A 23979-nucleotide genomic window follows, 5' to 3' on the forward strand; every position below is an offset into this window, starting at 1 on the left:
GGGTTTGATCTATGGATGTCGATCTGAAACATGCTTCTCATAGTTATTTAGACGATTCGGAAGTCAAACGGTTAATCGCCCTCAGCCAATCCGGAGATGGACTCGCCAGAGAAACACTTGTCAGCTGCAATATCCGCTTGGTTTGGTCTGTGGTTCAACGCTTTTTGAACCGGGGATACGAAGCCGAAGACTTGTTCCAGATCGGTTGTATCGGACTGCTCAAGTCCGTTGACAAATTCGATCTATCTTATGATGTGAAGTTTTCAACCTACGCGGTACCGATGATTATCGGTGAAATTCAACGTTTTCTTCGCGATGACGGAACACTCAAAGTAAGCCGTTCACTCAAAGAATTGGCGAATAAGATTCGCAAGACGAAGGACGAGCTTTCGAAACGTCTTGGCAGACTGCCTACGATTAAAGAAGTAGCCGAGGAGCTTATGATAACAGCGGAGGAAGTTGTGTTCGCACAAGAGGCGAATAAACCTCTATCTTCCATCCATGAGACCGTCTTTGAGAATGATGGAGATCCTATCACACTAATGGATCAAATCTCGGATGAGTCCGGGGAGAAGTGGTTCGAGAAGCTTGCGTTGAATGAAGCCATTGGGACGCTGTCGGAGCGAGAACGGCTGATTGTTTATCTCCGTTATTTCAGGGATCAAACGCAGTCCGAGGTCGCAAGTAGGCTAGGTATTTCCCAAGTGCAGGTATCACGATTGGAAAAGAAAATTTTGCAATCGATTAAAGATCAGATTGCTCAATAACAGGCTTTGAGATAAATAACCGTTCCTCCTAAGAGGAACGGTTATTTGTCTATGTAGAGACATAGGCTCGATTTGTGTATAATAAATACTGCAAATATCGGTCCCGACTTTTCTGAGAGTGAGAAGTCAAAAAATGAACATAGGAGTGTGTATTTTTTGATTTATAGCAAATGGAAGGATTCATGGTTTTTTAATATACGTAAGGATGTTTTGTCCGGCATTACGGTTGCCCTAGCTTTAATTCCAGAAGCTATTGCGTTTTCAATTTTAGCAGGTGTAGACCCTATGGTTGGCTTGTATGCTTCTTTCATTATTGCCATAGTGATATCATTCACAGGTGGTCGGATGGGAATGATTTCAGCGGCTACAGGCGCGATGGCCTCTCTAATGGGTCCTTTAGTTGCGAAATATGGGATTGAATATTTGTTTGCGGCCAGCATTTTGACCGGTGTTATTCAATATGTCATGGGTGTTTTGAAGTTTGGCAAATTCATTACGTTTATTCCGAACTCTGTCATTGTTGGGTTTGTTAATGCACTCGCCATTATTATTTTCATGGCTCAACTTACTAATTTCAACGGGGCAAGCTGGCAGATGTATGCCATGGTAGCTGGTACTTTGGCTATTATTTATTTGCTGCCTTTGATCACGAAAGCCATTCCTTCTGCGTTGGTTGCCATTATCGTGATGACGATTCTGTCTATGAACTTAAACTTAGATTTACGAACAGTTGGTGATATGGGTGAAATTACACAAACCTTGCCGTTCTTCCATGTCCCTGACTTAACGCTAACTCTTCAAGCAATTGGATATATACTTCCAATTTCCTTGGCATTAGCCGTTGTAGGTATGACCGAATCCCTGATGACGGCTACGATTGTAGATGAAATGACCGAATCGAAAAGTGATAAAAATAAAGAGGTGAGAGGGCAGGGCATAGCCAATATTGTGTCTGGCTTTTTCGGTGGGATGGCAGGTTGTGCCATGATCGGTCAAACGGTCATAAATGTGAAATCGGGTGGTCGATCCCGACTATCCACCTTTGTTTCTGGGGTTTTCCTGCTTTTCTTAATCATGGTATTAGGTAATGTGGTCAAGCAAATTCCAATGGCCGCGCTAGTTGGTGTAATGTTTATGGTATCCGTAGGGACATTTGATTGGCAGTCGCTTAGAACCTTAGTTAAAATTCCGCGAAGTGACGCCCTAGTCATGATCCTTACAGTAGCCATCGTTGTAGCAACTTCCAATTTAGCAATTGGCGTATTATCAGGCGTTACATTAAGTGCAGTGATATTTGGCTGGAGATCAGCCAAAATTAAGGCACTCATTTCCAATGACAAGAATGGCTCCAAAATATATCGCATTTCTGGTCAGCTTTTTTTTGGAACCATGGCACATTTTATTGATTTATTTAATTATAGGAACGACCCGGATACGATTACGATTGATTTTAGCTCGTCACATGTTTGGGATCATTCTGCTGTGACAGCTATAACGAAAACCATTTCGAAATATGAGCAGTTGGGCAAAAAAGTCATCTGTATTGGTTTAAACGAGGAAAGTAAATTAATGGTTGAACAAGGCAGATAAGTCCGCACCGCATAAAAAAAGAGCCGCTGATTACCCTAATACTTCACAGGGTAGTTTGCGGCTTTTTGTGATCACGAACATGTTTATCGGGCAGAGTGCCTGTCATCTGAATAAAATCTCACGCAGTAAATTCCGCATAAGCCAACTACCGTATAAATGATACGGCTTAGACCGGAAGATGCACGATGAGAATCTCCTCCCAATAAAGCTGAAACTAAATCCCATTGGAAAAGCCCAACCAAGAGCCAATTCAGCGCACCAATAATAACTAGTGTTAACGCGAATTTTGCCATGTTATCACCTTCTTTATATGGAATAAGTTATCGTTATTCGATCTTACTATGCCATATTGCAGGTGACATTATTCCTGGAGAATTTACCATCTTGTCAGGTGTTTATGGGAAGGAAAGATTTTGCATACTACTCCTATACATGGAGGATTCACCACTATGCGCTGAGGGGAGTGAAACCATGATTCGGGATGAAAAACCATATGTATACATCCGGCTGCGTCGAAAAGCCAACGTTCGCAAAGGGAATGTTGTGTACTTACGTCATATCGCTCAGATTTTCGTGGAACCTGAATATGAGCAAGCACTGAACAATTTGATCATTCATCATCCTCAACATGAGGATGGCAATCGCGTGCTCATTGACATGATGCTGATCGTTCGGAAAGTGAAAGATCTTTATCCACAGCTGCAAATTGAGCATTTCGGAGAACCTCATGTGCTTCTTGAGATTATTTCCGATCCCAGAAAGCCAAGTCCTATACTTATCGGTTTGGTTTGGCTGCTCTTATTCATCGGTTCAGGCCTGGCCATTATGAATTTTCATGCGGATGTGTCCATGCTGCAAGTTCACCAACGTATTTATGAATTGATGACAGGGAAAAAGGTGGAGCATCCGCTCATACTGCAAATCCCTTATTCCTTAGGGATAGGTGTTGGAATGGTCATTTTTTTCAACCATCTGTTTAAGAAAAAATTCAATGAAGAACCTAGCCCGCTTGAAGTAGAGATGTTTATGTATCAGGAAAATATAAACCGTTATGTGATAACAGAAGAATATGTCAAAATTCATGAGGAAGGAGACCGTTCGTGATTACCCAATTTGGGGAGGCCTTCTTGGCGGCTTTTATCGGGTTAGCTGGTGGAATCGCAGTTGGCAGCGGCATGGTCGCATTCCTTGTGGTACTGGATATTATTCCAAGACTTGCTCAGATCACACGTTCGTTTTCGAAAATTCATGCTTATGAAGCAGCGGTTGTGTTAGGCTCACTCTTATTTACTTGGGTTGATTTCAGTGATGCTAAGGTGCATCTTTTTCCGATGGGAGCAGCAGTGGTAGGTATTTTTGCTGGTTGTTTCGTTGGCATGCTAGCGGCCGCATTGACAGAAATCATTAACGTGCTGCCTATCCTCGCCAAGCGTGTTGGCATGGGATCTTATATGATTCTGCTGCTCATGGCGATGATTTTCGGTAAAGTCGTTGGATCCTTGTTTGAATGGTTATTTTATTAACGTGTGTCGAAGGAGGCGCTCAAATGAAGTTTATTGTGAAAAAGGGAAATGGGAGCGATCAGAATGACTCCAACGAATCAAACGAATCGAGCGAATCAAAGGAACAGTCTGAGAAATTGGCTATAGATGAGGAAGGCAATTTATCTGTTTACAATCCAATAACAGACATGACGCCTGAGGAGAAGGCACTTAAAATTCAGGAAGATATCCCTAGAACTCTTCGAGAAGTTCGAAGGGTGCTGGAGGAGCGAGTAGGACTCGATCGAAGCTTCGATCTTATCCTCAGAGAAATGGTGTTTGGATCCAAACGCGTAGGCATCTTCTATTGCAATGGATTTGCCAAAGATACGGTGTTAACCGATATCATTACACGTCTTACTTATGCGGACGAAGAATCAGTTTCACATCATACGCTAGAAGCATTCATTGAGAAATTAATTCCGCACATTCAAGTGAAGACCTACAAGAAAATATCTGAAATCGTAGGCCAAGTATTGATGGGCGGAACGGCATTTTTCATTGAAGGAGAGTCTGCGGGGATTACGATCGATGCCAAAAATTTTCCCATTCGTTCGATTGCTGAACCAGACTTGGAGAGGGTCGTCCGAGGATCACGAGATGGCTTTGTTGAAACTCTTTTATTGAATGTAACATTAGTCAGACGAAGAATTCGCGATGAGAGATTTAAGTTGGAAATCATGCAAGTCGGCAAACGAACCAAGACGGATGTCTGTGTGGGCTATATCAACGATATTGCTGACGCGGACTTAGTCCAAGCTGTGAAAGATAAAATAAAAAATGTTGAAATCGACGGCCTTCCTCTCGCAGAAAAACAGCTGGAAGAAGCGATTGTTAATAAAGGGTGGAACCCGTATCCAATGGTTCGGTATTCTGAACGGCCGGATGTTGTATCTGCTCATTTACTGGAAGGTCATGTCTGTGTTTTCGTGGACACGTCACCGAGCGTCATGATCCTGCCGACTACTTTTTTTCATCATGTACAGCATGCTGAGGAATATCGGCAAACGCCATTCATTGGTACTTATTTAAGGTGGGTGCGTTTTGCTGGCATTATGGCTTCGATTTTCTTGCTTCCACTTTGGTTTATGATGGTGATGGATCCCTCCTTAAAGCCGCCGGGACTTGAGTTCCTCGGTCCGCAGAAGGAAGGAACTCTCCCGCTATTGGTTCAGTTCTTGTTAGCGGATATAGGGATTGATCTCATGCGAATGGCAGCTGTTCATACACCCACACCGCTTGCTACCGCAATGGGCTTGGTCGCAGCCATATTGGTTGGAGATATCGCGGTGAAAACGGGTCTTTTTATCAATGAGGTTATCCTATATTTGGCTCTCGCCTCCATTGGGATGTTCGCGACACCGAGCTATGAATTGGGTCTAGCTAATCGAATAATAAGGCTTGCGCTCTTAATCATCGTGGCGATCTTCCATGTCCCCGGATTTGTAGTAGGCTCAACACTATGGTTGATTCTTCTGGCCTCAAGGAAATCCTTTAATGCACCCTATATGTGGCCATTTCTTCCATTTAACGCCAAAAGCTTCTTTGCTATCCTGGTTCGTCGTCCGGTGCTTGCTGGCAAAACGCGGCTAAGTATTACAAAGCCAATTGATGGCACGCGTCAACCAAAATCCAAATAACAGAAATGGGCAGGGAATTCACCTGTCCTTTTTTGCTTTTATGTCGAAGCGTGTATTGTCAAAAGAGCATGCCATATGGTACTTTTAATAGTAATGCACGTTAACCTCTTTGGCGGCAAATAGCAAGAAGAAGGTTCAGGGAGAGAGGGAATTAAAGCTATGTATTTACATGGTACTAGTAAAATAAACGACCAAGGCCACCTCGAAATCGGCGGTGTCGATGCAACGAGATTGGTTGCTGAATACGGCACTCCTTTATATGTATTTGACGAAGCGTTAGTGCGTGGGCGCTGCCGTGAATTCGTTGAAGCTTTCAAAGCATCTGGTCTGAAATTCCAAGTGGCCTATGCAAGTAAAGCATTCTGCGTAATGGCTATGTGCCGAATTGTAGATGAAGAGGGAATGTCACTGGACGTTGTTTCCGATGGTGAGCTGTATACGGCTCTACAAGCAGGATTCCCAGCGGACCGAATTCATTTTCATGGCAATAACAAAACAATCGATGAATTGGAAATGGCGATCGATGCCAAAATTGGCTGTTTCGTCGTAGATAACTTTATTGAGCTTCAAATGTTGGATGCGATTGCCGGAGAGAAGCGCCAAAAGGTGAAGATCTTGCTGCGTATTACGCCGGGTGTTGAGGCACATACACATGAATATATTTCCACAGGCCAGACGGATTCCAAATTTGGTTTCGACATGGGCAATGGATCTGCATTCCGCGCTGTTCAAGAAGCTTCGCAATTAAGAAATGTAGAATTACTAGGCGTTCATTCCCATATTGGGTCCCAAATTTTTGAAGTAGAAGGCTTCCGCATGGCAGCTGAGAAAGTGGCCGGCTTTGCCGTTCAAGTCCGCAAAGAAATAGGCGTTACGTTCAAGGTCATTAACCTTGGCGGAGGTTTCGGAATTCGGTATGTGAACGAAGATAGCCCACTTCCCGTTGCCGTTTATGTGAAAGCTATTACAGACGCAATTAAAGACAACTTCGGCAGCAATGATTTTCCAATGCCTGAAATTTGGGTTGAACCAGGTCGCAGTATCGTAGGTGACGCCGGAACTACGTTGTACACCGTAGGTACAACAAAGGACATTCCAGGGGTGCGTAAATATGTGGCTGTAGACGGCGGCATGACTGACAACCCTCGTCCTGCTTTGTATGATGCTGTGTATGAGGCGATGCTGGCTAACCGTGCTACAGAGCAACCAACAGAGGTTGTATCGATTGCAGGGAAGTGCTGTGAGAGCGGCGATATGCTGATCTGGGATCTGAACCTGCCAAAAGTAAATTCAGGCGACGTTCTTGCTGTATCTTGTACAGGTGCATACAATTATGCAATGGCAAGCAATTATAACCGTATTCGCCGACCAGGCGTTGTTTTTGTAAAAGATGGTCAAAGTGATCTCGTCGTGAAACGCGAAACATTTGAAAATATCGTAGGTAACGACATCATTCCTGCACGAATGAAACAATTGAGCGAGACTGTTTAAATAGCATTAACAAAGAAGGAAACCTCATCTTACACGGGGGGGTTCCTTTTTTGCGTTTTATTTTATCGAAATCGAATGTCAGGAAATCGCGCAGGTTATGGCTGATAGCCATGTTATTCGCAGTCAAACAGGGCATAGTCGCGGTAGAATTGTGTTAGAAATATAGCGCAGTTTGTGAAATGGAAGTTTTCATAGTAGAATAAGATATTATTTCCTAAAGGAGTGGACCACAAATGGCCAAACAAGCAAAAATTAAACTAGCAGGTGGCGGCGAAGTCGTTATCGATCTTTTTGAAAAAGATGCACCGAATACCGTTGCTAACTTTGAAAAATTAGCAAACTCCGGTTTCTATAACGGACTTGTTTTTCATCGTGTTATTCCAGGATTCGTAGCACAAGGTGGCTGCCCTACTGGAACAGGAACTGGTGGCCCTGGTTACCAAATCGACTGCGAAATCAACCCGAACAAACATGAGCGCGGCTCCTTGGCTATGGCTCATGCAGGCAGAAATACAGGTGGTAGCCAGTTCTATATTGCTTACCAACCGCAACCGCATTTGGATGGCGGGCATACTGTATTCGGTAAAGTATCCAAAGGCATGGAGTTAGTCGATGCTTTCAAAGGCAAAGATTTGATGGAAAAAGTTGAAGTTGTAGAAGTATAAATCGTCATCATCGAAAAGAAGTCTGTTGATTCATTTCAACAGATTTCTTTTTTGTAATAATTCCGAGTGAATTCATAGAAAAAGTAAGAAATTAATGTGAAAAGGAAAAAAGCACTTGCTTTTTGTAAGTGTGAGTGATAAATTTTTCATTACCAAAGTAATTTATAGCTAGTTCCTAGTTGTAAGTAACTTTCATATGTATGCAAAACCTTCGGGGCGTGGTGAAATTCCACACCGGCGGTGATTCGAAAGCATGTACCCGTTACCTGTTTTCGATAAGTCCGTGACCCGTTTTGAAGCTAGCGGTACCTGATACACAGCTTCGCTACGGCTGATCCGGTGCAATTCCGGAACCGACAGTATAGTCTGGATGGGAGAAGGAAAACGCGAACATTTGATTCGCCATGCATGCTTGTACATTTTTTCACGTAAACAAAAATTCGGCAGGTCTGTCTTTAAGGCAGATAGGTCGTTGTTGTTTGATTTGAACAAAAATGCGGCAAGTATGAATGGATGAAGCTTCTTCGTGTTATCTAGACAATCTCTGGCCCCTATCCGATACACGGAGGGGCCTTTTTGCATACAAATTTGAGAATGAACTTGAAAGGCGGTGAACTTCGTGCATGTACTGAATGACGAAGCTTACATGAGACTTGCTCTGCAAATGGCTGAAAGTGCTCTTGGTCAGACGGGAATTAATCCCGTAGTAGGGTGTATCCTAGTTAAAAATGGACGCATTGTTGGCATGGGAGCGCACCTTAAGCGCGGGCATGGCCATGCCGAGGTTCTCGCCTTGCAAATGGCAGGCGAGGAAGCCAAGGGCAGCACGGCTTATGTGACATTAGAGCCGTGCAGTCACTTTGGCAAGACGCCGCCTTGCAGCGACCGACTCATTGAGGCGGGAGTGACACGGGTTGTCGTCGCTGGAACGGATCCCAACCCGCAGGTTGCGGGGACAGGCATCGCTAAGCTGCGAGAGCACGGTCTCGACGTGATGGTTGGGCTGCTTGGAGAGGAGGCCGCGGCAATGAACGAGGCCTTCAACAAATACATCGTCACCCGCATGCCTTATGTGACGATGAAAACAGCGAGCACGCTTGACGGTCGCATCGCCTCGCAAACCGGCGACAGCAAGTGGATCACGTCCCCAGCGTCGCGTGCCTTCGTTCATACCCTGCGCCACCGGCATCAGGGTATCATGGTCGGCGTAGACACCGTCATCGCCGATGACCCGCTGCTGAGCGCGCGCGGCGACGTACCGGCTGTGCAGCCGGTACGGATCGTCGCGGACTCGCGCTTGCGAGTCCCGCTGGACGCCCGGGTGCTCACGGAGCAGGATCGTCAGCCGACGATCCTGCTCGCGAGCGCACAGGCGCCCGTGGAGCGGCGTGCCGCGCTGGAAGCGCGCGGCATTACGGTCCTCACCTGCGGGGACGGCCCGCAGGTGGACCTGACGCTCGCCATGCGGCAGCTCGGCGAGCGCGAGATCGGCTCCATCCTCCTAGAGGGTGGAGGGAAGCTCAACGGCGCCATGCTGGAGCGGCGCCTGATTGATAAGCTGGTGCTGATGTTTGCGCCGAAAATTATCGGCGGAGGCTCTGCAGCACCTGTAAACATCAACTTCAATGGCTTCGCGAAGATGGATGATGCGATTACGCTCGACCGACTCAAGGTCGAGCAGTTCGGACCGGATATCTGCATAACCGGCTATCCGAATTATAAGAGCTAACGAATGGAGGACTTGCATGTTTACCGGAATTATCGAAGAAATCGGCCACATGCGCCGCATTCATAGTCATGGACAAGCGATGGTGTTGACCATCGCTGCCAAGAAGGTGCTTGAAGATGTCCACCTGGGTGATAGTATTTCTGTTAATGGCGTCTGTTTGACGGTCATCGCCTTTGATAACGATACATTTTCCGTGGATGTGATGCCAGAAACTTACCGCAAGACGAATCTTCGCAAACTACAAACAGGCACCCGCGTGAATTTGGAACGAGCGATGGCAGCGAATGGCCGGTTCGGCGGCCACATCGTTCAAGGGCATGTGGATGCAACTGCAACGATCCTTTCACGAATACCTGAAGAAAATGCCGTTGTTTATCGGTTCGAACCGGAGAACAAGCATATTTTCCGATATATTATATCCGGGGGTTCCATCACGATTGACGGGATTAGCCTTACTGTTGTTGATGTCAATGATCGTGAAGTTGCGGTCTCCATCATCCCGCATACCCTTGCTCAAACGGTTCTACATGATAAAAAGGCCGGGGATACGGTCAACATAGAATGTGATGTGCTAGGCAAGTATATGGAGCGTTTGCTAAAGTTCGGTCCATCAGAATCTTCGGATGGAAACGGGAAAAAGCAAAGTACGTTAACTGCGAGCTTTCTTGCCGATAACGGCTTTATGTAAGAACTTGAAGTCAGTTTTGCTAAAGCAAAACTCTTAGGAGAGGTGAATATGACACAAATAAACTTCAACACCATAGAAGAAGCGCTAGAGGATCTCAAACAAGGTAAAGTCATTATTGTTGTAGACGATGAGGATCGCGAGAACGAAGGTGATTTTATCGCACTTGCTGATAAGACTACACCAGAAGTCATTAACTTCATGATCAGAGAGGGACGCGGACTCGTTTGTGCACCTATAACAGAAGAACGTGCACAACAACTTGAGCTTCCTCCCATGGTTGCTCGGAATACGGATTATCATGGAACTGCATTTACTGTTTCTGTTGACCATATGGATACCAGCACTGGGATATCTGCGCATGAACGTTCAAGAACAATCTTGGGCTTGATTGATCCCGAAACAAAACCGCAGGACTTCCGCAGACCTGGCCATATTTTCCCACTGATTGCCAAGAAGGGCGGTGTCCTCCGCAGGGCTGGACATACGGAAGCGACAATAGATCTAGCTATTCTTTGTGGCTCTTATCCAGCAGGCGTCATATGTGAAGTCATCAAAGAAGACGGGACGATGGCGCGTGTACCTGATCTGATGGAAATTGCAGCGAAACACGATCTGCGTATCATTACGATTCAGGATTTAATCCATTACCGGAATCAGCAGGAGAAATTGGTTGAGCGTGAAGTTGAAATTAAGCTTCCAACTGATTTCGGTACTTTCAAGGCTATTGCCTATACGAACCAACTGGATAATAAAGAGCACGTGGCCCTTGTCAAAGGGACAATTGATCCTTCCAAACCAACGTTGGTACGCGTACATTCCGAGTGTTTGACTGGAGATGTCTTCCATTCTCATCGCTGCGACTGCGGTCCACAACTGGATGCCGCATTAAAACAGATTGATGAAGAGGGCAATGGTGTATTATTATATATGCGACAGGAAGGTCGCGGAATCGGTTTAATCAATAAATTGAAGGCTTATGCCTTGCAAGAGCAGGGATTAGACACTGTAGAAGCGAATATTAAGCTTGGCTTTGCTCCAGATCTTCGCGATTATGGGATTGGGGCGCAAATTTTGAAAGATCTTGGCATCACGCAGCTTCGTTTATTAACGAATAATCCTCGCAAAATTAAAGGTCTTGAAGGCTACGGCCTTGAAGTAGTTGAGCGGGTTCCGATTCAAATGGATAGTAAGGCTGATAACCTCAATTATTTACAAACGAAGAAAAACAAGCTTGGCCATATGCTCAGTTTTCATGACTCGGGCAGCGGTATTTAATCTAATCTAATCCAATAAAACTTGTTCAAATAAGAAAGGGAGTATCTTACCATGGCTAACATTTTTGAAGGACATTTAATTTCGCAAAACTTGAAATACGGTATCGTTGTAGGTCGTTTCAATGAATTTATTACATCCAAATTATTGGGTGGCGCGCAGGACGCTCTGAAACGTCATGGCGTAAATGAAGATGAAGTAGATATTGCTTGGGTACCAGGCGCATTCGAACTTCCGCTAATCGCTCAAAAAATGGCTGAAAGCGGAAAGTACGATGCCGTTATTACACTAGGCGCGGTAATTCGTGGATCAACTCCGCATTTTGATTATGTGTGCAGCGAAGTAGCGAAAGGTGTTTCTGCTATTAACCTGAAAACGGGCGTTCCTACGATTTTCGGTGTTTTGACAACAGATTCCATTGAGCAAGCGGTGGAACGTGCGGGTACCAAAGCTGGAAATAAAGGCTGGGAAGCTGCCGTCACAGCGATTGAAATGGCGAATTTGACGAAACAATTCACTTCGTAATGCTTTCTTATTATCATCTGGAAACACTGCTGCCCAGGTTGTTCGCTTTTCTGATCGCGATGACGCTGCACGATGCGGCTCACGCGGGGGCAGCTTGGCTGCTCGGAGATCGTACAGCTCGAGATAGCAAACGGTTATCGCTAAACCCCTTGGCACATTTAGATGCCTTGGGGCTAGCGATGATCATCTTCGGACCTTATGGCTGGTCGAAGAGATTGCCGGTAGATGAATCACGATTTAAGAAAAGACCGAGGCTATCCCACACACTTGTTTATTTAGCGGGTCCTTTTACGAATTTACTGCTCGTTTTGTTCTTCTGGTGGCTCTATTTCTTTCTTCCGGATTTGGTAGGAGGAGCGACAGAATCCACTACGGTTGAACTATGGCGAGTCTATTTGCAGTACTGCGTCATCGTCAATTTAATGATTTGTCTTATACATATGATGCCCCTTTATCCGCTTGACGGATGGCATATTTTGAAAGGACTTGTTCCTACCCGCAAGCAGGGATGGTTTGCACGTAATCAACGCTATGCACTTATTCTAGTTATTGTTTTACTGATTACACCGGTTGGACAATGGGCGCTCGGACATATATATCCGTTTGCCGCGCAGTTTGTTATGAATCTATTTTCACTATGACAAGGGGATAACGCAATGAAAGTAACCTACAAGCTAGAAGTCTTTGAAGGCCCCCTTGATCTTTTGCTTCATCTGATCGATAAAAATGAACTTGACATTTATAATATTCCGATCAAAGAAATAACAGATCAGTACTTGGGTTATGTTCAAGCTATGCATGAGTTGGAGCTGGATATTACGAGTGAATTTCTTGTGATGGCTGCAACACTTCTTTCTATCAAGAGCAAAATGCTATTGCCTAAGCCGCCTGTTATTGAATTTGATGAATATTTTGATGATATGGACGACTCCTTAGATCCTCGCGCAGAACTTGTTGCGAAGCTGATTGAATACCGGAAGTACAAGTCGATTGCCGACATGCTAAGGGATAAAGAAGTAGAACGCAGTCTAGTTTATACGCGGGAACCTGAGGATTTGACATCCTATTTGCCTGACATTCAGGAGAACCCGGTTGAGGGACTTGATGTCGCCGATCTTTTGTTTGCCTTTCAACGAACGTTAAGGAAGCTGGCTAACCGTAATGTGGTGACGAGAATACGCAGAGATGAAATTTCCGTTAAAGAACGAATTCGTGAGGTAATTGATTTACTGAAATTCAAAGGCGGCAAGCTGCTCTTCTCGAAGCTATTCGATTACGAAATGACACGTGAAGAAATCGTTGTGACATTCTTAGCCATACTTGAATTAATGAAAATGAAAAAAGTTATTTGCTATCAGTACAAGTTATTTGAAGACATCGTCATCCAAGCGAAAGAGGAGGTTTCTGACATTGACACTCAATTTCCAACAGATGAAATCAATTATTGAAGGACTGCTCTTTGCCTCTGGCGACGAAGGTTTGGATGCCAAGCAATTAGCTGAGGTCATGGAGCTTGATCTTTATTTGGTTCGAGATCTGCTCAAAGATATGAGAACGGAGTTCAAGCGAAAGGGTCGCGGCATTCAGATTGTGAAAGTAGCTGGAGCGTATCAGTTAACTACCTTAGCGGAACATGCGCCTTATTTTGAACGTCTTGCTTATTCACCTTCCCGATCGTCCCTATCGCAAGCGGCGTTAGAGACTTTATCCATCGTTGCTTATAAACAGCCAATTACTAGAGTTGAAATTGAGGAGATCCGCGGCGTGAAATGCGACCGAGCTTTGGCAACCTTAACCGGCAAAGACTTGATAACGGAAGTCGGACGCGCTGATGCGGTGGGGAGACCGATATTGTATGGGACCTCCAAACAATTTCTAGAATATTTCGGGCTTAGTTCGATTACAGAGCTGCCGGATTCGGGAAGCTTCCAAGGGAATTTCGATTTGGAGGAAGAGACACGTCTATTATTTGACCGAATAGGCGGGGATCAGAAGCAGATTACACTTGAAGATGTAAGTGATGAAATTGAATAAGAACCCGCACACATGCATTTCATTTCCTTTTTAAGGTCATACTAACTTCACCTACAAGAAGATTTTTTCTTGCAGGCGGAGTTTTTTTGGTTATGCGGAGAGACTTTGAGCATAGCTCAAAGATCCCAAAGCGGAGAGACTTTGAGCATAGCTCAAAGATCCCAAAGCGGAGAGACTTTGAGCATAGCTCAAAGATCCCTATATTAGGAGGGATGCTAAGTTGTTGTGGCTGGGGGTTGTCATTCTTTTCATCATTTTTGTCATCATCGTCTTCTTATGTAGCTTTATTCGTGGAGAGTTCAATTTCTCAAGAGTAAAGGATAACGATACGTTATCAGTGGAAATGCGGGCGTTATTCGGGCTTATTCGCTATCGTTACGTAATTCCAATTATACAATTCAAAGGTTTTACGAAGGGGATTTTGGTTAAATCGGAAATCGTGACCAAATCCAGTTCCAAACTTAAAGATGAGACCAAGGATCATATCACGAAAGATAAAATACTCAACGTTTACAAACAAGCAAAGGAAGCACTAGTACATACATTAAATCTTTATGATTGGATGAAGCAGACATTAGCAAAAGTAGAATGTACGGATTTGAAATGGATAACTCGTATAGGCCTTGGTGATGCTCCTGAAACAGCGATTACAACAGGGGCAATATGGGGAATCAAATCCTCGCTGCTTGGATTTTCTATTCGCTATGTGAAGTTAACAGCTAAGCCGCAGATTGATGTTATTCCGCAATATAATGAGAAGCAATTTTCTACCGAATTTCGATTCGCAGGACGTATCCGCGTATGGTTTATCGTAGTAGCTGGAATACGGTTGATTAGCAGAGCGGCCAAAGTAAAAGGCGGTATTCGAACTTGGATTCAAATCGTATTGAAGACAAGAGCGCGATTTAAAACGGCTTCTTGAAGTGTACATAAGGATATTCCACTAAGGGCACTCTACAAATGAACCATTATTGCTTTTTTAACGCATGTGCTTCCGATGTCAGTGTATCTGGCTAAAAACTCTAAGGAGGAATAAGATCATGTCCGAACACCCGATTCAAGGCCTCATGAAAGTCGCCATGGAAAATATTAAAGAAATGGTCGACGTTAACACAATTGTCGGTGATCCTGTTGAAACGCCGGACGGCAGTGTTATCATGCCGATATCCAAAGTTGGTTTCGGTTTTGCTGCAGGCGGCAGCGAATTCGTGACTGATTCCGAAATTGAAATCGAAGGCGGCTCTGTAGGTAGAAGCGATGCGCTGAATGCTAAGGTTGCTCTTCCTTTCGGCGGCGGTAGCGGCGGCGGGGTATCCATTACACCAATTGCTTTCCTCGTCGTAGGCAAGAATGGCGTGAAGGTTGTTCCACTGGACAACCAAACACATATTCTTGAACGCCTCATTGACTCCGCACCGCAAGTGGTTGACAAAATCCAAAGCATGATCAAAGGCTTTAGTACCAAGACAACAGCCAGTACGGTTGGCGCAAACGGGACAAATGTAACCAATATCGAGAATCAAAACTTCATCGTGTAGCAGATTGGCCTTCGTTTTAGCTGTCCTTTGAGGACAGCTTTTTCATTTTTATTCCCTTACAGCAGATAACGGATATAAATATAAACATGGGCTATTGCCAAAGAGACAAGGGTTATAGGAGCCCCAACCTTCAGAAATTCCATAAAACTGAAGCCTTTGCCCTCTTTTGAAGCAAGTCCTGCAACGATAACATTGGCGGAAGCGCCGATAATTGTGCCATTTCCTCCTAAACAAGCCCCTAACGCAAGCGACCACCACAGGATATTGATAGGCTCCGAATCAACGGCAAGTCCAAGCCCCTCAGCCATGTCTTTAATTAAGGGGATCATCGTAGCAACGAATGGGATATTGTCAATGGTTGCTGATGCAATACCAGAGCCCCAGAGAATCAATAATGAAGCGGTTGTGATGTCTCCTTCCGTCACAGCTAGAGCTTTCATGGCTAGAACTTTAATCAATCCAACCTCTTGTAAACCTCCAACTAAACTAAATAGGCCGGCAAAGAAAAATATCGTAACCCATTCAATAGAATCAAAAGCTTTTTCGACATCGTGTTCCTTGAGACCGAAAAGCATGAGCAAAATAGCACCGGTTATCGCGATAACTGCTGCATCAACATGAATAATGGCATGAAGCATAAACCCGATAATAGTCAGTGATAAGATAAGTAAAGATTTCTTCATGAGCCGCGTATCCTTGATATAATCACGTTCATTTAACTCTAATAGTTTAGTTTGCAGAGCAGGATTAGGCCTCAATTCCTTTCTATACTTCCTATACAGCATGAAAAGGGCAACACCGAAAATAATGATCGTAATCGGCGCAAGATTGAGAAGGAAGGCATTAAAGGTTAGATGTGGGTTTGCAGATCCAATCATGATGTTGGGAGGATCCCCAATGAGTGTTGCTGTACCCCCTATATTAGAAGCAATGATTTCAGACATTAAGAAAGGGATCGGATTAATTCCCAGTATCCGAGTAATCGCAATGGTGACAGGAACGACCAATAAAACCGTTGTCACGTTATCCAAGAGAGCTGAGCCAACTGCCGTTAATACGGATAATACGAGTAAAATACGCAAGGGATCTCCCTTCACAGCTTTCGCGGCGCGAATGGCAACGAACTGAAAAACTCCTGTTTGATTCGTAATCCCTACGAGAATCATCATGCCAATAAGTAGAGTGATGGTCTCCCATTCGATATACTGTTGAAACACTTGGTGCACGTCTAGAATACCGGCAAATACCATGATCACAGCACCAAGTAAGGCGATGACCGCGCGATTGACTTTCTCAGAAATAATGAGCGCATACGTCACAATAAAAATAAGTAAGGCAATCCAAGTTAGCATGTTTTCCTCCTCGCAGTAAGCTTTAGCTTGACTGACTTTGTAAGTAAAAAATAAGTTTTTAATCCAGGAGAACCCCAAAAAACGCAAAAAGAAGCCTGCAGTGGCAGGCTCCTCCGGTGATCTCCGTATTGAATTATTTTTCATTATACGGACTGACTTCCGTTTTGTAAATAAGAAGACTTGGACATATCCCCATTCTGTAAGCATATACTTGTACAAAGTTTTGTCTAGTTAAAAGGTACAAGTTCTTTTGCGTAGGGGGAAAACGATGAAGATAAAAGTCAGGTTTATCCTATTGTGGAGCGCGATCATTAGTTTACTGTGGGCGCCATTTGGACAAGTGGAGGCAGCCCCGCCGAGCATCCGTACGAATGCTGTAGGTGCTTCCCTTATTGATGTGGAGTCAGGCCGTATCCTCTATAGTGAAAAAGGGGATACGCCTATGCGAATAGCCAGCTTAACCAAAATCATGACCGCTATCATTGCGATTGAGCAAGGGAAATTGACGGATAAGGTCAAGGTTAGTAAAAATGCGTTCGGCAAAGAAGGTTCCTCCATCTATTTAAAGCTTGGTGAAGAAATGCGTCTGCACGACATGCTGTACGGTCTCATGCTGCGCTCTGGAAATGATGCAGCTACCGCTATCGCCGAGCATATTGGAGGAAGTGTGGAAGGCTTCGTCTATTTGATGAATGAGAAGGCGAAGATGCTCGGTATGGATCATTCGCATTTCACCAATCCCTCTGGTCTCGATGAGGGAGAAGGTCATCGCGCTAGTCCGAACGATATGGCTAAGCTGACGGCTTATGCCCTGAAAAATACCGTATTTCAAGACATAGTTTCGACGAAAATCAAGAAAGTACCGAACCCGAATGAAGCTTGGGATTACTCATGGCTTAACAAAAATAAGATGCTGTCTCTCTTCGAAGGTGCTGACGGGGTGAAAACAGGTTATACGAAGCTTGCCAAACGCTGCTTGGTCTCATCAGCCACCAGAAACGGTCAGCATCTAGCCGTTGTTACGCTCAATGATCCGGATGATTGGGGGGATCATGCTCGGTTACTTCAATATGGCTTTAACAATTATCCGTTACAAACGATTGTTAAAAAGGGGGATGCCGTGGAGGGAACTCCTTGGGTTGCGGGGAGGACGTTCTCCTATCCATTAGCTGAAGGTGAGGCAGCGCAGCTGACTCGTAAAGTAGCTCTAGTGGATCCTGCTTCTATGGAATACCGACTGGCAGAACGCGGGACGCTGCAATTTTCACTTAACCAGAAATTAATTCAAACCGTACCCATCTATGATTCAACAAGTCCGTTGCTGCAAACGACCAGTCAGTCTACTTTCTCCTTCAAAGAAGGTAAGGCGTATCAAGAAACATGGCTTTCACACTATGGTTATATTTGCAGATTACTAGTACAGAGCCTATTCACAGTCTCGGAATCACAATGGGCGGATTAAACAGAACTTAATCTTAAAATGCCTGTTTTGCTGAAGCAAAACTCAAGATTATGCTTACGATGCCAGTTTTGCTAAAGCAAAACTCTTAGGAGGCCATTTGATATGGTGAATTGGATTTGGTTGTTTTTTATTGTCGCTGGGTTCGGCGTGGCAGCATTGAATGGAAACGTTGCAACTGTTACACAAGCAGCTTTTGATGGTGCTAAGAGTGGTGTAACGGTCTGCTTTGGATTAATTAGTGTGCTTGTCTTTTGGATGGGGATGATGCGGATAGCCGAAGATGCTGGTCTTCTTAATAAACTTGCGAGATTATTGCAGCCTGCGGTTCGGTTCTTATTTCCTAGTGTTCCTAAGAATCATCCGGCCATCGGTTATATCATGTCCAACATGAGTGCCAATATCCTTGGGCTCGGGAACGCGGCCACTCCTATGGGAATTAAGGCGATGCAGGAGCTGCAAAAGTTGAATCCCGATAAAGACACGGCTAGCACCGCTATGTGTACACTTTTAGCGCTTAACACTTCAAGCATTACACTTATTCCTACGACATTAATCGCCATTCGGATGAATTACAATTCTGTAAATCCTGCGGAAATCGTCGGCACCACTCTAATTGCTACTATCATTTCGACGGCCGCGGCTATTTTTGTGGATCGATGGTATCGAAGGTCACGCTCCCCCATCCCTCCTTTGAAAGGATGATTATGTATGTATGCCTTCGTTTCGCTCATTTCTGCATGGGCAATCCCTATCATGATCGTCTTCATTCCTTTATACGCGGCCTATCGCAAGGTGCCGGTTTACGAATCGTTTGTTGACGGAGCTAAAGAGGGCTTTGATACAGCTATCAAAATCATTCCCCATCTAGTCGGTATGATGGTAGCCATATCGGTTTTCCGTGCTTCCGGAGCGATGGATTTATTAATTGGCTGGATGCGTCCATTCTTTGAAAGCATCGGAGTTCCAACCGAAGTGCTGCCATTGGCCATCCTGCGTCCGATAACTGGAGCGGGTTCGCTAGCTTTTACAACGGATCTTATCGAGCAGTTTGGCCCCGATTCTATGATTGGCCGCATCGCATCGACGGTTCAAGGAAGTACGGATACAACTTTATATGTGATAACGGTATATTTCGGCGCTATCGGCATTCGGAAGGCTGGTTATGCGCTAAAAGTAGGACTTATTTCTGACCTTGTCGGCTTCGTTGCTTCCATCATCATTTGCTTTTTGGTATTCACTTAAACGATTATTCCATCGTGTCTTGCAACCGATTAACAGTCTCAATATGTCTTCGCTCTTGAGATTTACATAGAACTCCGTTATCATTAGCTTGAGGTGAAAGCGGATCATGGAAAGACTGCAAAAAGTATTAGCCGAAGCGGGTATCGCATCCCGCCGGAAATGTGAAGAAATCATCCTAGCTGGACGTGTGCAGGTGAACGGCGAAGTCATCACTACGCTAGGTGTGAAAGTGAATACAGACGAGGATGAAATTAAGGTCGATGGACGTACCATAGGTCAACAAAAGAAGATCTATGTCATTTTGAATAAGCCTAAGGGCGTTATTACAAGTGCTACGGACCCAGAGGGACGTAAAGTAGTTACGGACTTCTTGCCTGGGATTAGAGAACGCGTTTATCCAGTCGGACGATTGGATTATGATACGGAAGGGTTACTCCTTCTGACGAATGACGGTGAATTTGCCCATTTACTCACGCATCCCAAACACCATGTGCCTAAAACTTATCAAGCCACTGTCAAAGGGGTACCGCACGGAACGTTATTAGACAAGCTAAAAACGGGCATACAGTTAGAGGACGGCATGACGGCTCCTGCTGAGGTTGAATATGCGGATGTGAATATGGAGAAGAATGAGTCTATCGTCCAAATTACGATCTACGAGGGCAGGAATCGACAAGTCAGACGTATGTTCGAGGCAATCAACTTTCCAGTGATCAAATTAAAACGAATTAAATTCGGTCCAATCTTTTTAACGGGCTTGCCAAGAGCCAAGTATCGTCACTTGACACCAAAAGAGGTTGAGGAGCTTAGGAACGAGGCTCTCAAGACACATAACGTTCAAAAAGGCCAATAAGAATTGGCCTTCTTTTCGTTATAATATAAGGTATAAACCTATGTGAAAAAACTAACATTGTTAAAAAGCGAAGGTGATTATACGTGGGTCCAAATAAGAAATGGGTACAGATTGGGATTTTTGCGATCGTGCTTATTATTGGCGTGTTTACCATTATTACGAATTTGTCGGCTTCTGACAGCAAGAAGTATCCCCAAACAGGTGATAAAGCGCCAAATTTCTCCTTAGTCGGATTAGATGGTAAAACGCATGAATTATCGGATTATAAAGGCAAACCAGTTTTGATTAATTTCTGGGGAACCTTTTGTCCGCCGTGCAAAGAAGAAATGCCTGCTCTCCAAAAGCAATATGATAAATGGAGCAAAGAAGGCGTGGTTTTCTTAGAGGTTAACGTTGATAAGAATAAAGTAACAGTTCAAAGCTTCATGGATCAGTATAAGTTGAATATGCCTGTGCTTCTAGATGCCAAAGAAGTCGTACGCAAACAGTATGGTGTCATGGACTATCCGACAACTTTCTTTATTGGAACAGACGGCAAAGTGAGCATCAAAAAAATCGGCCAGATGACTGAGACTTTTATCGATGAATCGATCGCTAAATTAGTTAACAAATCTTAAAATGAACGAATGCTTAAAGCTTTCAGGAGGTCATCATGTTCTACAACACCAAATGCGATTGCGGGCATCAGAATCCCACAGGCACTACGCTTTGTGAATCGTGTGGTAACCCGCTGATTGACACGGAGGGCAGAGATATACTCGAAATGCGATACGACGGTATGGCCCGTCGCTCTCAGAAATCGAATCCTTCTTTGCTGGATAAAGTCTGGAATTTCTTTTCCTCGGTTAAAATAGCGGTATGGATCATTATTTGGACGGTCGTCGCATCTGCCGTAGGCACTATTTTTCCGCAAGAAAATACGTTCTTAGATATGGATCCTGCCCAGTATTACTCGCAAAATTATGGTACACTGGGGACCATTTATCACTTTCTAGGATTCTCCCACACGTTTAGTTCATGGTGGTTCATCACGCTGCTATTTATGATTGGAACATCGCTAGTTATTTGTAGTTTGGATCGGGTGCTGCCGTTATATCGGGCGCTATCTAAGCAGCAAATTCGCAAGCACTTGAATTTTCTCACGAGACAGAAAGTGACACTTGTCACCGAACTGCCGCCCGGTACGGATGAGGAAGCATGGACCAATAAGCTTGGTGCGCTTCTGCGTAAGAAAAATTACCGTGTACATACAGATGGCACAGCGCTTCTAGCTGAGAAATACCGTTTTAGCCGCTGGGGGCCTTATATCAATCATATTGGTCTAATTATTTTTCTGATCGGTGTGTTAATGAGAAGCATTCCAGGCTGGCATATGGATGAGTACATGGGTATTCTGGAAGGGGAAACCAAGGCAATCCCGCACACTTCCTATTTCATCAAAAATGAAAAGTTCACGCTGGAGCTGTATGACGAGAAAGATTTGCCTGAAAGTATTAAGGCTAAGGGGCAAATTGTCCCAAAAACCTATGAAACTAAGGCAGTTTTGTACCATTGTTCAGCGAATTGTGAGGATTCCTCCAAAGAACCGGTACTTACCGAAGTGCATAAAGAAAACATCATCGTGAATCATCCACTAGATTACAAAGGACTTCAAGCTTATCAATTCGATTATAAATCTACACCAATGCTCATCTCCGTGAAGCCTACACTTAGCAATCCCGCAACAGGTGAGTCTTATGGAAGCTTTGAATTGCCGATGAATAATCCTAAGGATGAATATCAAGTGGGTCCTTACAAGCTGACGCTGAAAGGGTATTTCCCCGAGTTTGGTCTTGAAAAGGGACAGCCCATCAGCAAGTCGAATGAGCCCAAAGCACCTGCATTTATATTTAGCATCACAGGTCCCGATCTAGCAGCTAACGGTGTACCTTACTTGTACTTCCCAAGACAAATAGATAAAGAAACGTTCTCTCAAGATACAATTAACGGCCCAATCAGCCAAAAGCTGAAGCTCGCTGTCGGCTCCATGGAAGGTGTTCAATTTGCTAATTATACGACCTATTTGAACATTCGCGTAGACAAGGCAATGCCCTATATCTGGGTAGGATCTGCGATATTCATGATTGGTGTGATTATGGGCTTCTATTGGCAGCATCGCCGCATCTGGATTCGAATTGATAGCGGGAAGCTAACTTTGGGCGGTCATACGAATAAGAACTGGTTTGGCCTTCGAAATGAAGTAGCAGCAGCACTCAAGAAGAACGATATAGATGTTTCACCGAAATCATTAGATATTGGAGGAGACCAGGGGTGAATGTTAACTCACTGAGCAGTACCTTTTTACTTATAGCTTTTTTCGTTTACCTCGTGGCATTTTTGTTGTTTGTCCTCTCGATAACCGGCAGGAAATGGAGTAACCGGGATCCAGAACAACATACGAAGCGTTGGGGCTTCGTTGCTTTCATTGCTTCCGTAGTTGGATTTGCGTGCCATGTGACTTTCTTTTTTACCAGATGGGCGGAAGGTAATCATATCCCGACATCGAATATGTACGAATTCATGACCTTTCTAGGTATGATGATCATGTTTGCCTTCTTGATCGTGTATCTCATTTATCGCACGCCTGTCCTTGGTGTGTTCGCATTACCCATTGGCTTTATCATCATCGCATATGCATCTGTTTTCCCAAGTGAAGTACAACCCTTAATTCCGGCGTTGCAAAGTTACTGGCTTAAGATCCATGTAACTACAGCAGCTACAGGAGAAGCTTTCTTCGGAGTCGGCTTTGCCGGCGGACTGATGTATCTGCTCCGTGCTGTCGATTACAAAGGTACGTCCAAAGTGGATAAGCGAGAACAAAAAGGCGTGGAGCTTACGATCTTTTTCATTCTGATGTTAATCGCCTTCATTGCTTCCATCTTTACTTTTAATGGTTCTGGCTATAAAGCCGTTTTCTCCAAAGAAGTTATCACAATCAATGCAGGCCAAGAAGAAACGAGCATTCAGAAAGAAACTTATGTATTGCCTCCAATCGTGAAGCCTTATGATACAAAGCTCGAAGAAATGAAGCCATTCTTGGGCATGTCGGAACCTTTATTCACAGCTCCATCTTGGATGGAAGGTGCAAGTGCAGGGCGCAAGTTGAATACGGTCATTTGGTCGATACTTGGTGGACTTCTGCTCTATGGACTCGCACGTGTTGTTGCACGTAAGCCGATTGGAGCAGCGATAGGACCCATCGTCAAAGGAATGGACCCGGAGGATCTGGATGAAATCAGCTATCGTGCCATTGCGATCGGTTATCCGATTTTCACATTAGGCGCATTGATTTTTGCGATGATTTGGGCGCAAGAAGCATGGGGCCGTTTCTGGGGTTGGGATCCCAAAGAAGTTTGGGCCTTAATTACTTGGTTGTTCTACGCGGTGTTCTTGCATCTACGTCTCTCCAAGGGCTGGCAAGGCAAGAAATCTGCTTGGTTGACTGTAATTGGATTTATTGTTGTTATGTTTACTTTAGTTGGTGTGAACCTTGTCATTGCAGGTCTTCACTCCTATGCAGGTGTATAAATCATTCGAACTTAATTAGATAA

General features: G+C 44.4%; 25 protein-coding genes and 1 riboswitch. Of the genes, 23 read left to right on the forward strand and 2 right to left on the reverse strand.

The window, feature by feature from the left end; translation table 11 throughout:
• Nucleotides 1–11 precede the first annotated feature (11 nt).
• Entirely contained in the window at nucleotides 12–767 is a 756-nt protein-coding gene (sigF, locus tag G519_RS0100260; RefSeq protein WP_029192952.1) for an RNA polymerase sporulation sigma factor SigF, read from the forward strand.
• Nucleotides 768–926: 159 nt separating this feature from the next.
• The gene (locus tag G519_RS0100265) at nucleotides 927–2357 is read left to right on the forward strand and encodes a SulP family inorganic anion transporter (RefSeq protein WP_029192953.1); all 1431 of its coding nucleotides are present in this window, start codon (nucleotides 927–929) and stop codon (nucleotides 2355–2357) included.
• Nucleotides 2358–2440: 83 nt separating this feature from the next.
• Here G519_RS0100265 and G519_RS0100270 read toward each other — a convergent pair whose 3' ends face one another.
• A complete protein-coding gene (locus tag G519_RS0100270; RefSeq protein ID WP_029192954.1) occupies nucleotides 2441–2650 on the reverse strand; it encodes a DUF378 domain-containing protein in 210 nt (69 codons plus the stop codon).
• A 178-nt stretch (nucleotides 2651–2828) separates the two neighbouring features.
• Here G519_RS0100270 and G519_RS0100275 point away from each other — a divergent pair, with 178 nt between their 5' ends.
• The 14 genes from G519_RS0100275 to ytfJ all read left to right on the forward strand — a co-directional run bounded on the left by G519_RS0100275 (nucleotide 2829) and on the right by ytfJ (nucleotide 15480).
• Nucleotides 2829–3461 (forward strand): stage V sporulation protein AA, encoded by a 633-nt coding sequence (locus G519_RS0100275; RefSeq protein WP_029192955.1) that lies wholly within the window; start codon nucleotides 2829–2831, stop codon nucleotides 3459–3461.
• Nucleotides 3458–3880 (forward strand): stage V sporulation protein AB, encoded by a 423-nt coding sequence (locus G519_RS0100280; RefSeq protein ID WP_051252974.1) that lies wholly within the window; start codon nucleotides 3458–3460, stop codon nucleotides 3878–3880. Before G519_RS0100275 ends, G519_RS0100280 begins: the two co-directional genes overlap by 4 nt.
• A gap of 23 nt (nucleotides 3881–3903) precedes the next feature.
• The gene (locus G519_RS41200; RefSeq protein WP_051252975.1) at nucleotides 3904–5538 is read left to right on the forward strand and encodes a spore germination protein; all 1635 of its coding nucleotides are present in this window, start codon (nucleotides 3904–3906) and stop codon (nucleotides 5536–5538) included.
• Between the two features lie 159 nt (nucleotides 5539–5697).
• On the forward strand, nucleotides 5698–7029 hold the full coding sequence (lysA, locus tag G519_RS0100290) for a diaminopimelate decarboxylase (protein ID WP_029192957.1): 1332 nt from the start codon (nucleotides 5698–5700) through the stop codon (nucleotides 7027–7029).
• A 233-nt stretch (nucleotides 7030–7262) separates the two neighbouring features.
• On the forward strand, nucleotides 7263–7694 hold the full coding sequence (locus G519_RS0100295; protein WP_029192958.1) for a peptidylprolyl isomerase: 432 nt from the start codon (nucleotides 7263–7265) through the stop codon (nucleotides 7692–7694).
• Nucleotides 7695–7897: 203 nt separating this feature from the next.
• A riboswitch (FMN riboswitch) is annotated at nucleotides 7898–8080 on the forward strand.
• Between the two features lie 233 nt (nucleotides 8081–8313).
• Nucleotides 8314–9423: a bifunctional diaminohydroxyphosphoribosylaminopyrimidine deaminase/5-amino-6-(5-phosphoribosylamino)uracil reductase RibD gene (ribD, locus tag G519_RS0100300; RefSeq protein WP_029192959.1), complete on the forward strand. Its 1110-nt coding sequence runs from the start codon at nucleotides 8314–8316 to the stop codon at nucleotides 9421–9423.
• A gap of 16 nt (nucleotides 9424–9439) precedes the next feature.
• Nucleotides 9440–10111, forward strand: coding sequence for a riboflavin synthase (ribE, locus tag G519_RS0100305; protein ID WP_029192960.1), 672 nt, complete (start codon nucleotides 9440–9442; stop codon nucleotides 10109–10111).
• Nucleotides 10112–10159: 48 nt separating this feature from the next.
• Entirely contained in the window at nucleotides 10160–11386 is a 1227-nt protein-coding gene (locus G519_RS0100310; protein ID WP_029192961.1) for a bifunctional 3,4-dihydroxy-2-butanone-4-phosphate synthase/GTP cyclohydrolase II, read from the forward strand.
• A gap of 51 nt (nucleotides 11387–11437) precedes the next feature.
• On the forward strand, nucleotides 11438–11908 hold the full coding sequence (gene ribH / locus G519_RS0100315; RefSeq protein WP_029192962.1) for a 6,7-dimethyl-8-ribityllumazine synthase: 471 nt from the start codon (nucleotides 11438–11440) through the stop codon (nucleotides 11906–11908).
• Nucleotides 11908–12549: a site-2 protease family protein gene (locus G519_RS0100320; protein ID WP_029192963.1), complete on the forward strand. Its 642-nt coding sequence runs from the start codon at nucleotides 11908–11910 to the stop codon at nucleotides 12547–12549. Before ribH ends, G519_RS0100320 begins: the two co-directional genes overlap by 1 nt.
• 15 nt (nucleotides 12550–12564) lie before the next feature.
• Nucleotides 12565–13356 carry a segregation and condensation protein A gene (locus tag G519_RS0100325; RefSeq protein WP_029192964.1) on the forward strand — a complete coding sequence of 264 codons (792 nt, stop codon included), beginning with the start codon at nucleotides 12565–12567 and terminating at the stop codon, nucleotides 13354–13356.
• Entirely contained in the window at nucleotides 13340–13942 is a 603-nt protein-coding gene (gene scpB / locus G519_RS0100330) for an SMC-Scp complex subunit ScpB (RefSeq protein WP_029192965.1), read from the forward strand. Before G519_RS0100325 ends, scpB begins: the two co-directional genes overlap by 17 nt.
• 220 nt (nucleotides 13943–14162) lie before the next feature.
• Nucleotides 14163–14864, forward strand: coding sequence for a DUF2953 domain-containing protein (locus G519_RS47125; protein WP_051252976.1), 702 nt, complete (start codon nucleotides 14163–14165; stop codon nucleotides 14862–14864).
• Nucleotides 14865–14982: 118 nt separating this feature from the next.
• Complete coding sequence (gene ytfJ, locus G519_RS0100340; protein WP_029192966.1) at nucleotides 14983–15480, forward strand: GerW family sporulation protein; 498 nt, start codon at nucleotides 14983–14985, stop codon at nucleotides 15478–15480.
• Nucleotides 15481–15536: 56 nt separating this feature from the next.
• Here ytfJ and G519_RS0100345 read toward each other — a convergent pair whose 3' ends face one another.
• The gene (locus G519_RS0100345) at nucleotides 15537–16832 is read right to left on the reverse strand and encodes an ArsB/NhaD family transporter (protein ID WP_029192967.1); all 1296 of its coding nucleotides are present in this window, start codon (nucleotides 16830–16832) and stop codon (nucleotides 15537–15539) included.
• A 268-nt stretch (nucleotides 16833–17100) separates the two neighbouring features.
• Between G519_RS0100345 and G519_RS0100350 the strand changes: the two genes are divergently transcribed.
• The 7 genes from G519_RS0100350 (at nucleotide 17101) to ccsA (ending at nucleotide 23956) form a co-directional block, all read left to right on the forward strand.
• Entirely contained in the window at nucleotides 17101–18294 is a 1194-nt protein-coding gene (locus tag G519_RS0100350) for a D-alanyl-D-alanine carboxypeptidase family protein (RefSeq protein ID WP_036631706.1), read from the forward strand.
• A gap of 102 nt (nucleotides 18295–18396) precedes the next feature.
• Entirely contained in the window at nucleotides 18397–18996 is a 600-nt protein-coding gene (locus G519_RS0100355) for a nucleoside recognition domain-containing protein (protein ID WP_029192969.1), read from the forward strand.
• A gap of 6 nt (nucleotides 18997–19002) precedes the next feature.
• Nucleotides 19003–19536: a spore maturation protein gene (locus G519_RS0100360; protein ID WP_029192970.1), complete on the forward strand. Its 534-nt coding sequence runs from the start codon at nucleotides 19003–19005 to the stop codon at nucleotides 19534–19536.
• Between the two features lie 106 nt (nucleotides 19537–19642).
• Nucleotides 19643–20389 (forward strand): pseudouridine synthase, encoded by a 747-nt coding sequence (locus G519_RS0100365; protein ID WP_029192971.1) that lies wholly within the window; start codon nucleotides 19643–19645, stop codon nucleotides 20387–20389.
• Between the two features lie 83 nt (nucleotides 20390–20472).
• On the forward strand, nucleotides 20473–21006 hold the full coding sequence (gene resA / locus G519_RS0100370) for a thiol-disulfide oxidoreductase ResA (RefSeq protein WP_029192972.1): 534 nt from the start codon (nucleotides 20473–20475) through the stop codon (nucleotides 21004–21006).
• A 35-nt stretch (nucleotides 21007–21041) separates the two neighbouring features.
• Complete coding sequence (gene resB, locus G519_RS0100375; protein WP_029192973.1) at nucleotides 21042–22703, forward strand: cytochrome c biogenesis protein ResB; 1662 nt, start codon at nucleotides 21042–21044, stop codon at nucleotides 22701–22703.
• Entirely contained in the window at nucleotides 22700–23956 is a 1257-nt protein-coding gene (gene ccsA, locus G519_RS0100380) for a cytochrome c biogenesis protein CcsA (RefSeq protein ID WP_036631710.1), read from the forward strand. The genes resB and ccsA overlap by 4 nt, the downstream gene beginning before the upstream one ends.
• Nucleotides 23957–23979 lie beyond the last annotated feature (23 nt).

It is taken from the genome of Paenibacillus alginolyticus DSM 5050 = NBRC 15375 (assembly GCF_000422905.1).
Taxonomy (GTDB): domain Bacteria; phylum Bacillota; class Bacilli; order Paenibacillales; family NBRC-103111; genus Paenibacillus_E; species Paenibacillus_E alginolyticus.

Excerpts from the sequence above, each read along its gene's own strand:
- sigF (WP_029192952.1), top strand. The coding sequence starts at position 12 with ATGGATGTCGATCTGAAACATGCTTCTCATAGTTATTTAGACGATTCG.
- G519_RS0100270 (WP_029192954.1), bottom strand. The coding sequence starts at position 2,650 with ATGGCAAAATTCGCGTTAACACTAGTTATTATTGGTGCGCTGAATTGG.
- G519_RS0100275 (WP_029192955.1), top strand. The coding sequence starts at position 2,829 with ATGATTCGGGATGAAAAACCATATGTATACATCCGGCTGCGTCGAAAA.
- G519_RS41200 (WP_051252975.1), top strand. The coding sequence starts at position 3,904 with ATGAAGTTTATTGTGAAAAAGGGAAATGGGAGCGATCAGAATGACTCC.
- lysA (WP_029192957.1), top strand. The coding sequence starts at position 5,698 with ATGTATTTACATGGTACTAGTAAAATAAACGACCAAGGCCACCTCGAA.
- G519_RS0100295 (WP_029192958.1), top strand. The coding sequence starts at position 7,263 with ATGGCCAAACAAGCAAAAATTAAACTAGCAGGTGGCGGCGAAGTCGTT.
- ribE (WP_029192960.1), top strand. The coding sequence starts at position 9,440 with ATGTTTACCGGAATTATCGAAGAAATCGGCCACATGCGCCGCATTCAT.
- G519_RS0100310 (WP_029192961.1), top strand. The coding sequence starts at position 10,160 with ATGACACAAATAAACTTCAACACCATAGAAGAAGCGCTAGAGGATCTC.
- ribH (WP_029192962.1), top strand. The coding sequence starts at position 11,438 with ATGGCTAACATTTTTGAAGGACATTTAATTTCGCAAAACTTGAAATAC.
- G519_RS0100320 (WP_029192963.1), top strand. The coding sequence starts at position 11,908 with ATGCTTTCTTATTATCATCTGGAAACACTGCTGCCCAGGTTGTTCGCT.
- G519_RS0100325 (WP_029192964.1), top strand. The coding sequence starts at position 12,565 with ATGAAAGTAACCTACAAGCTAGAAGTCTTTGAAGGCCCCCTTGATCTT.
- scpB (WP_029192965.1), top strand. The coding sequence starts at position 13,340 with ATGAAATCAATTATTGAAGGACTGCTCTTTGCCTCTGGCGACGAAGGT.
- ytfJ (WP_029192966.1), top strand. The coding sequence starts at position 14,983 with ATGTCCGAACACCCGATTCAAGGCCTCATGAAAGTCGCCATGGAAAAT.
- G519_RS0100345 (WP_029192967.1), bottom strand. The coding sequence starts at position 16,832 with ATGCTAACTTGGATTGCCTTACTTATTTTTATTGTGACGTATGCGCTC.
- G519_RS0100350 (WP_036631706.1), top strand. The coding sequence starts at position 17,101 with ATGAAGATAAAAGTCAGGTTTATCCTATTGTGGAGCGCGATCATTAGT.
- G519_RS0100355 (WP_029192969.1), top strand. The coding sequence starts at position 18,397 with ATGGTGAATTGGATTTGGTTGTTTTTTATTGTCGCTGGGTTCGGCGTG.
- G519_RS0100360 (WP_029192970.1), top strand. The coding sequence starts at position 19,003 with ATGTATGCCTTCGTTTCGCTCATTTCTGCATGGGCAATCCCTATCATG.
- G519_RS0100365 (WP_029192971.1), top strand. The coding sequence starts at position 19,643 with ATGGAAAGACTGCAAAAAGTATTAGCCGAAGCGGGTATCGCATCCCGC.
- resB (WP_029192973.1), top strand. The coding sequence starts at position 21,042 with ATGTTCTACAACACCAAATGCGATTGCGGGCATCAGAATCCCACAGGC.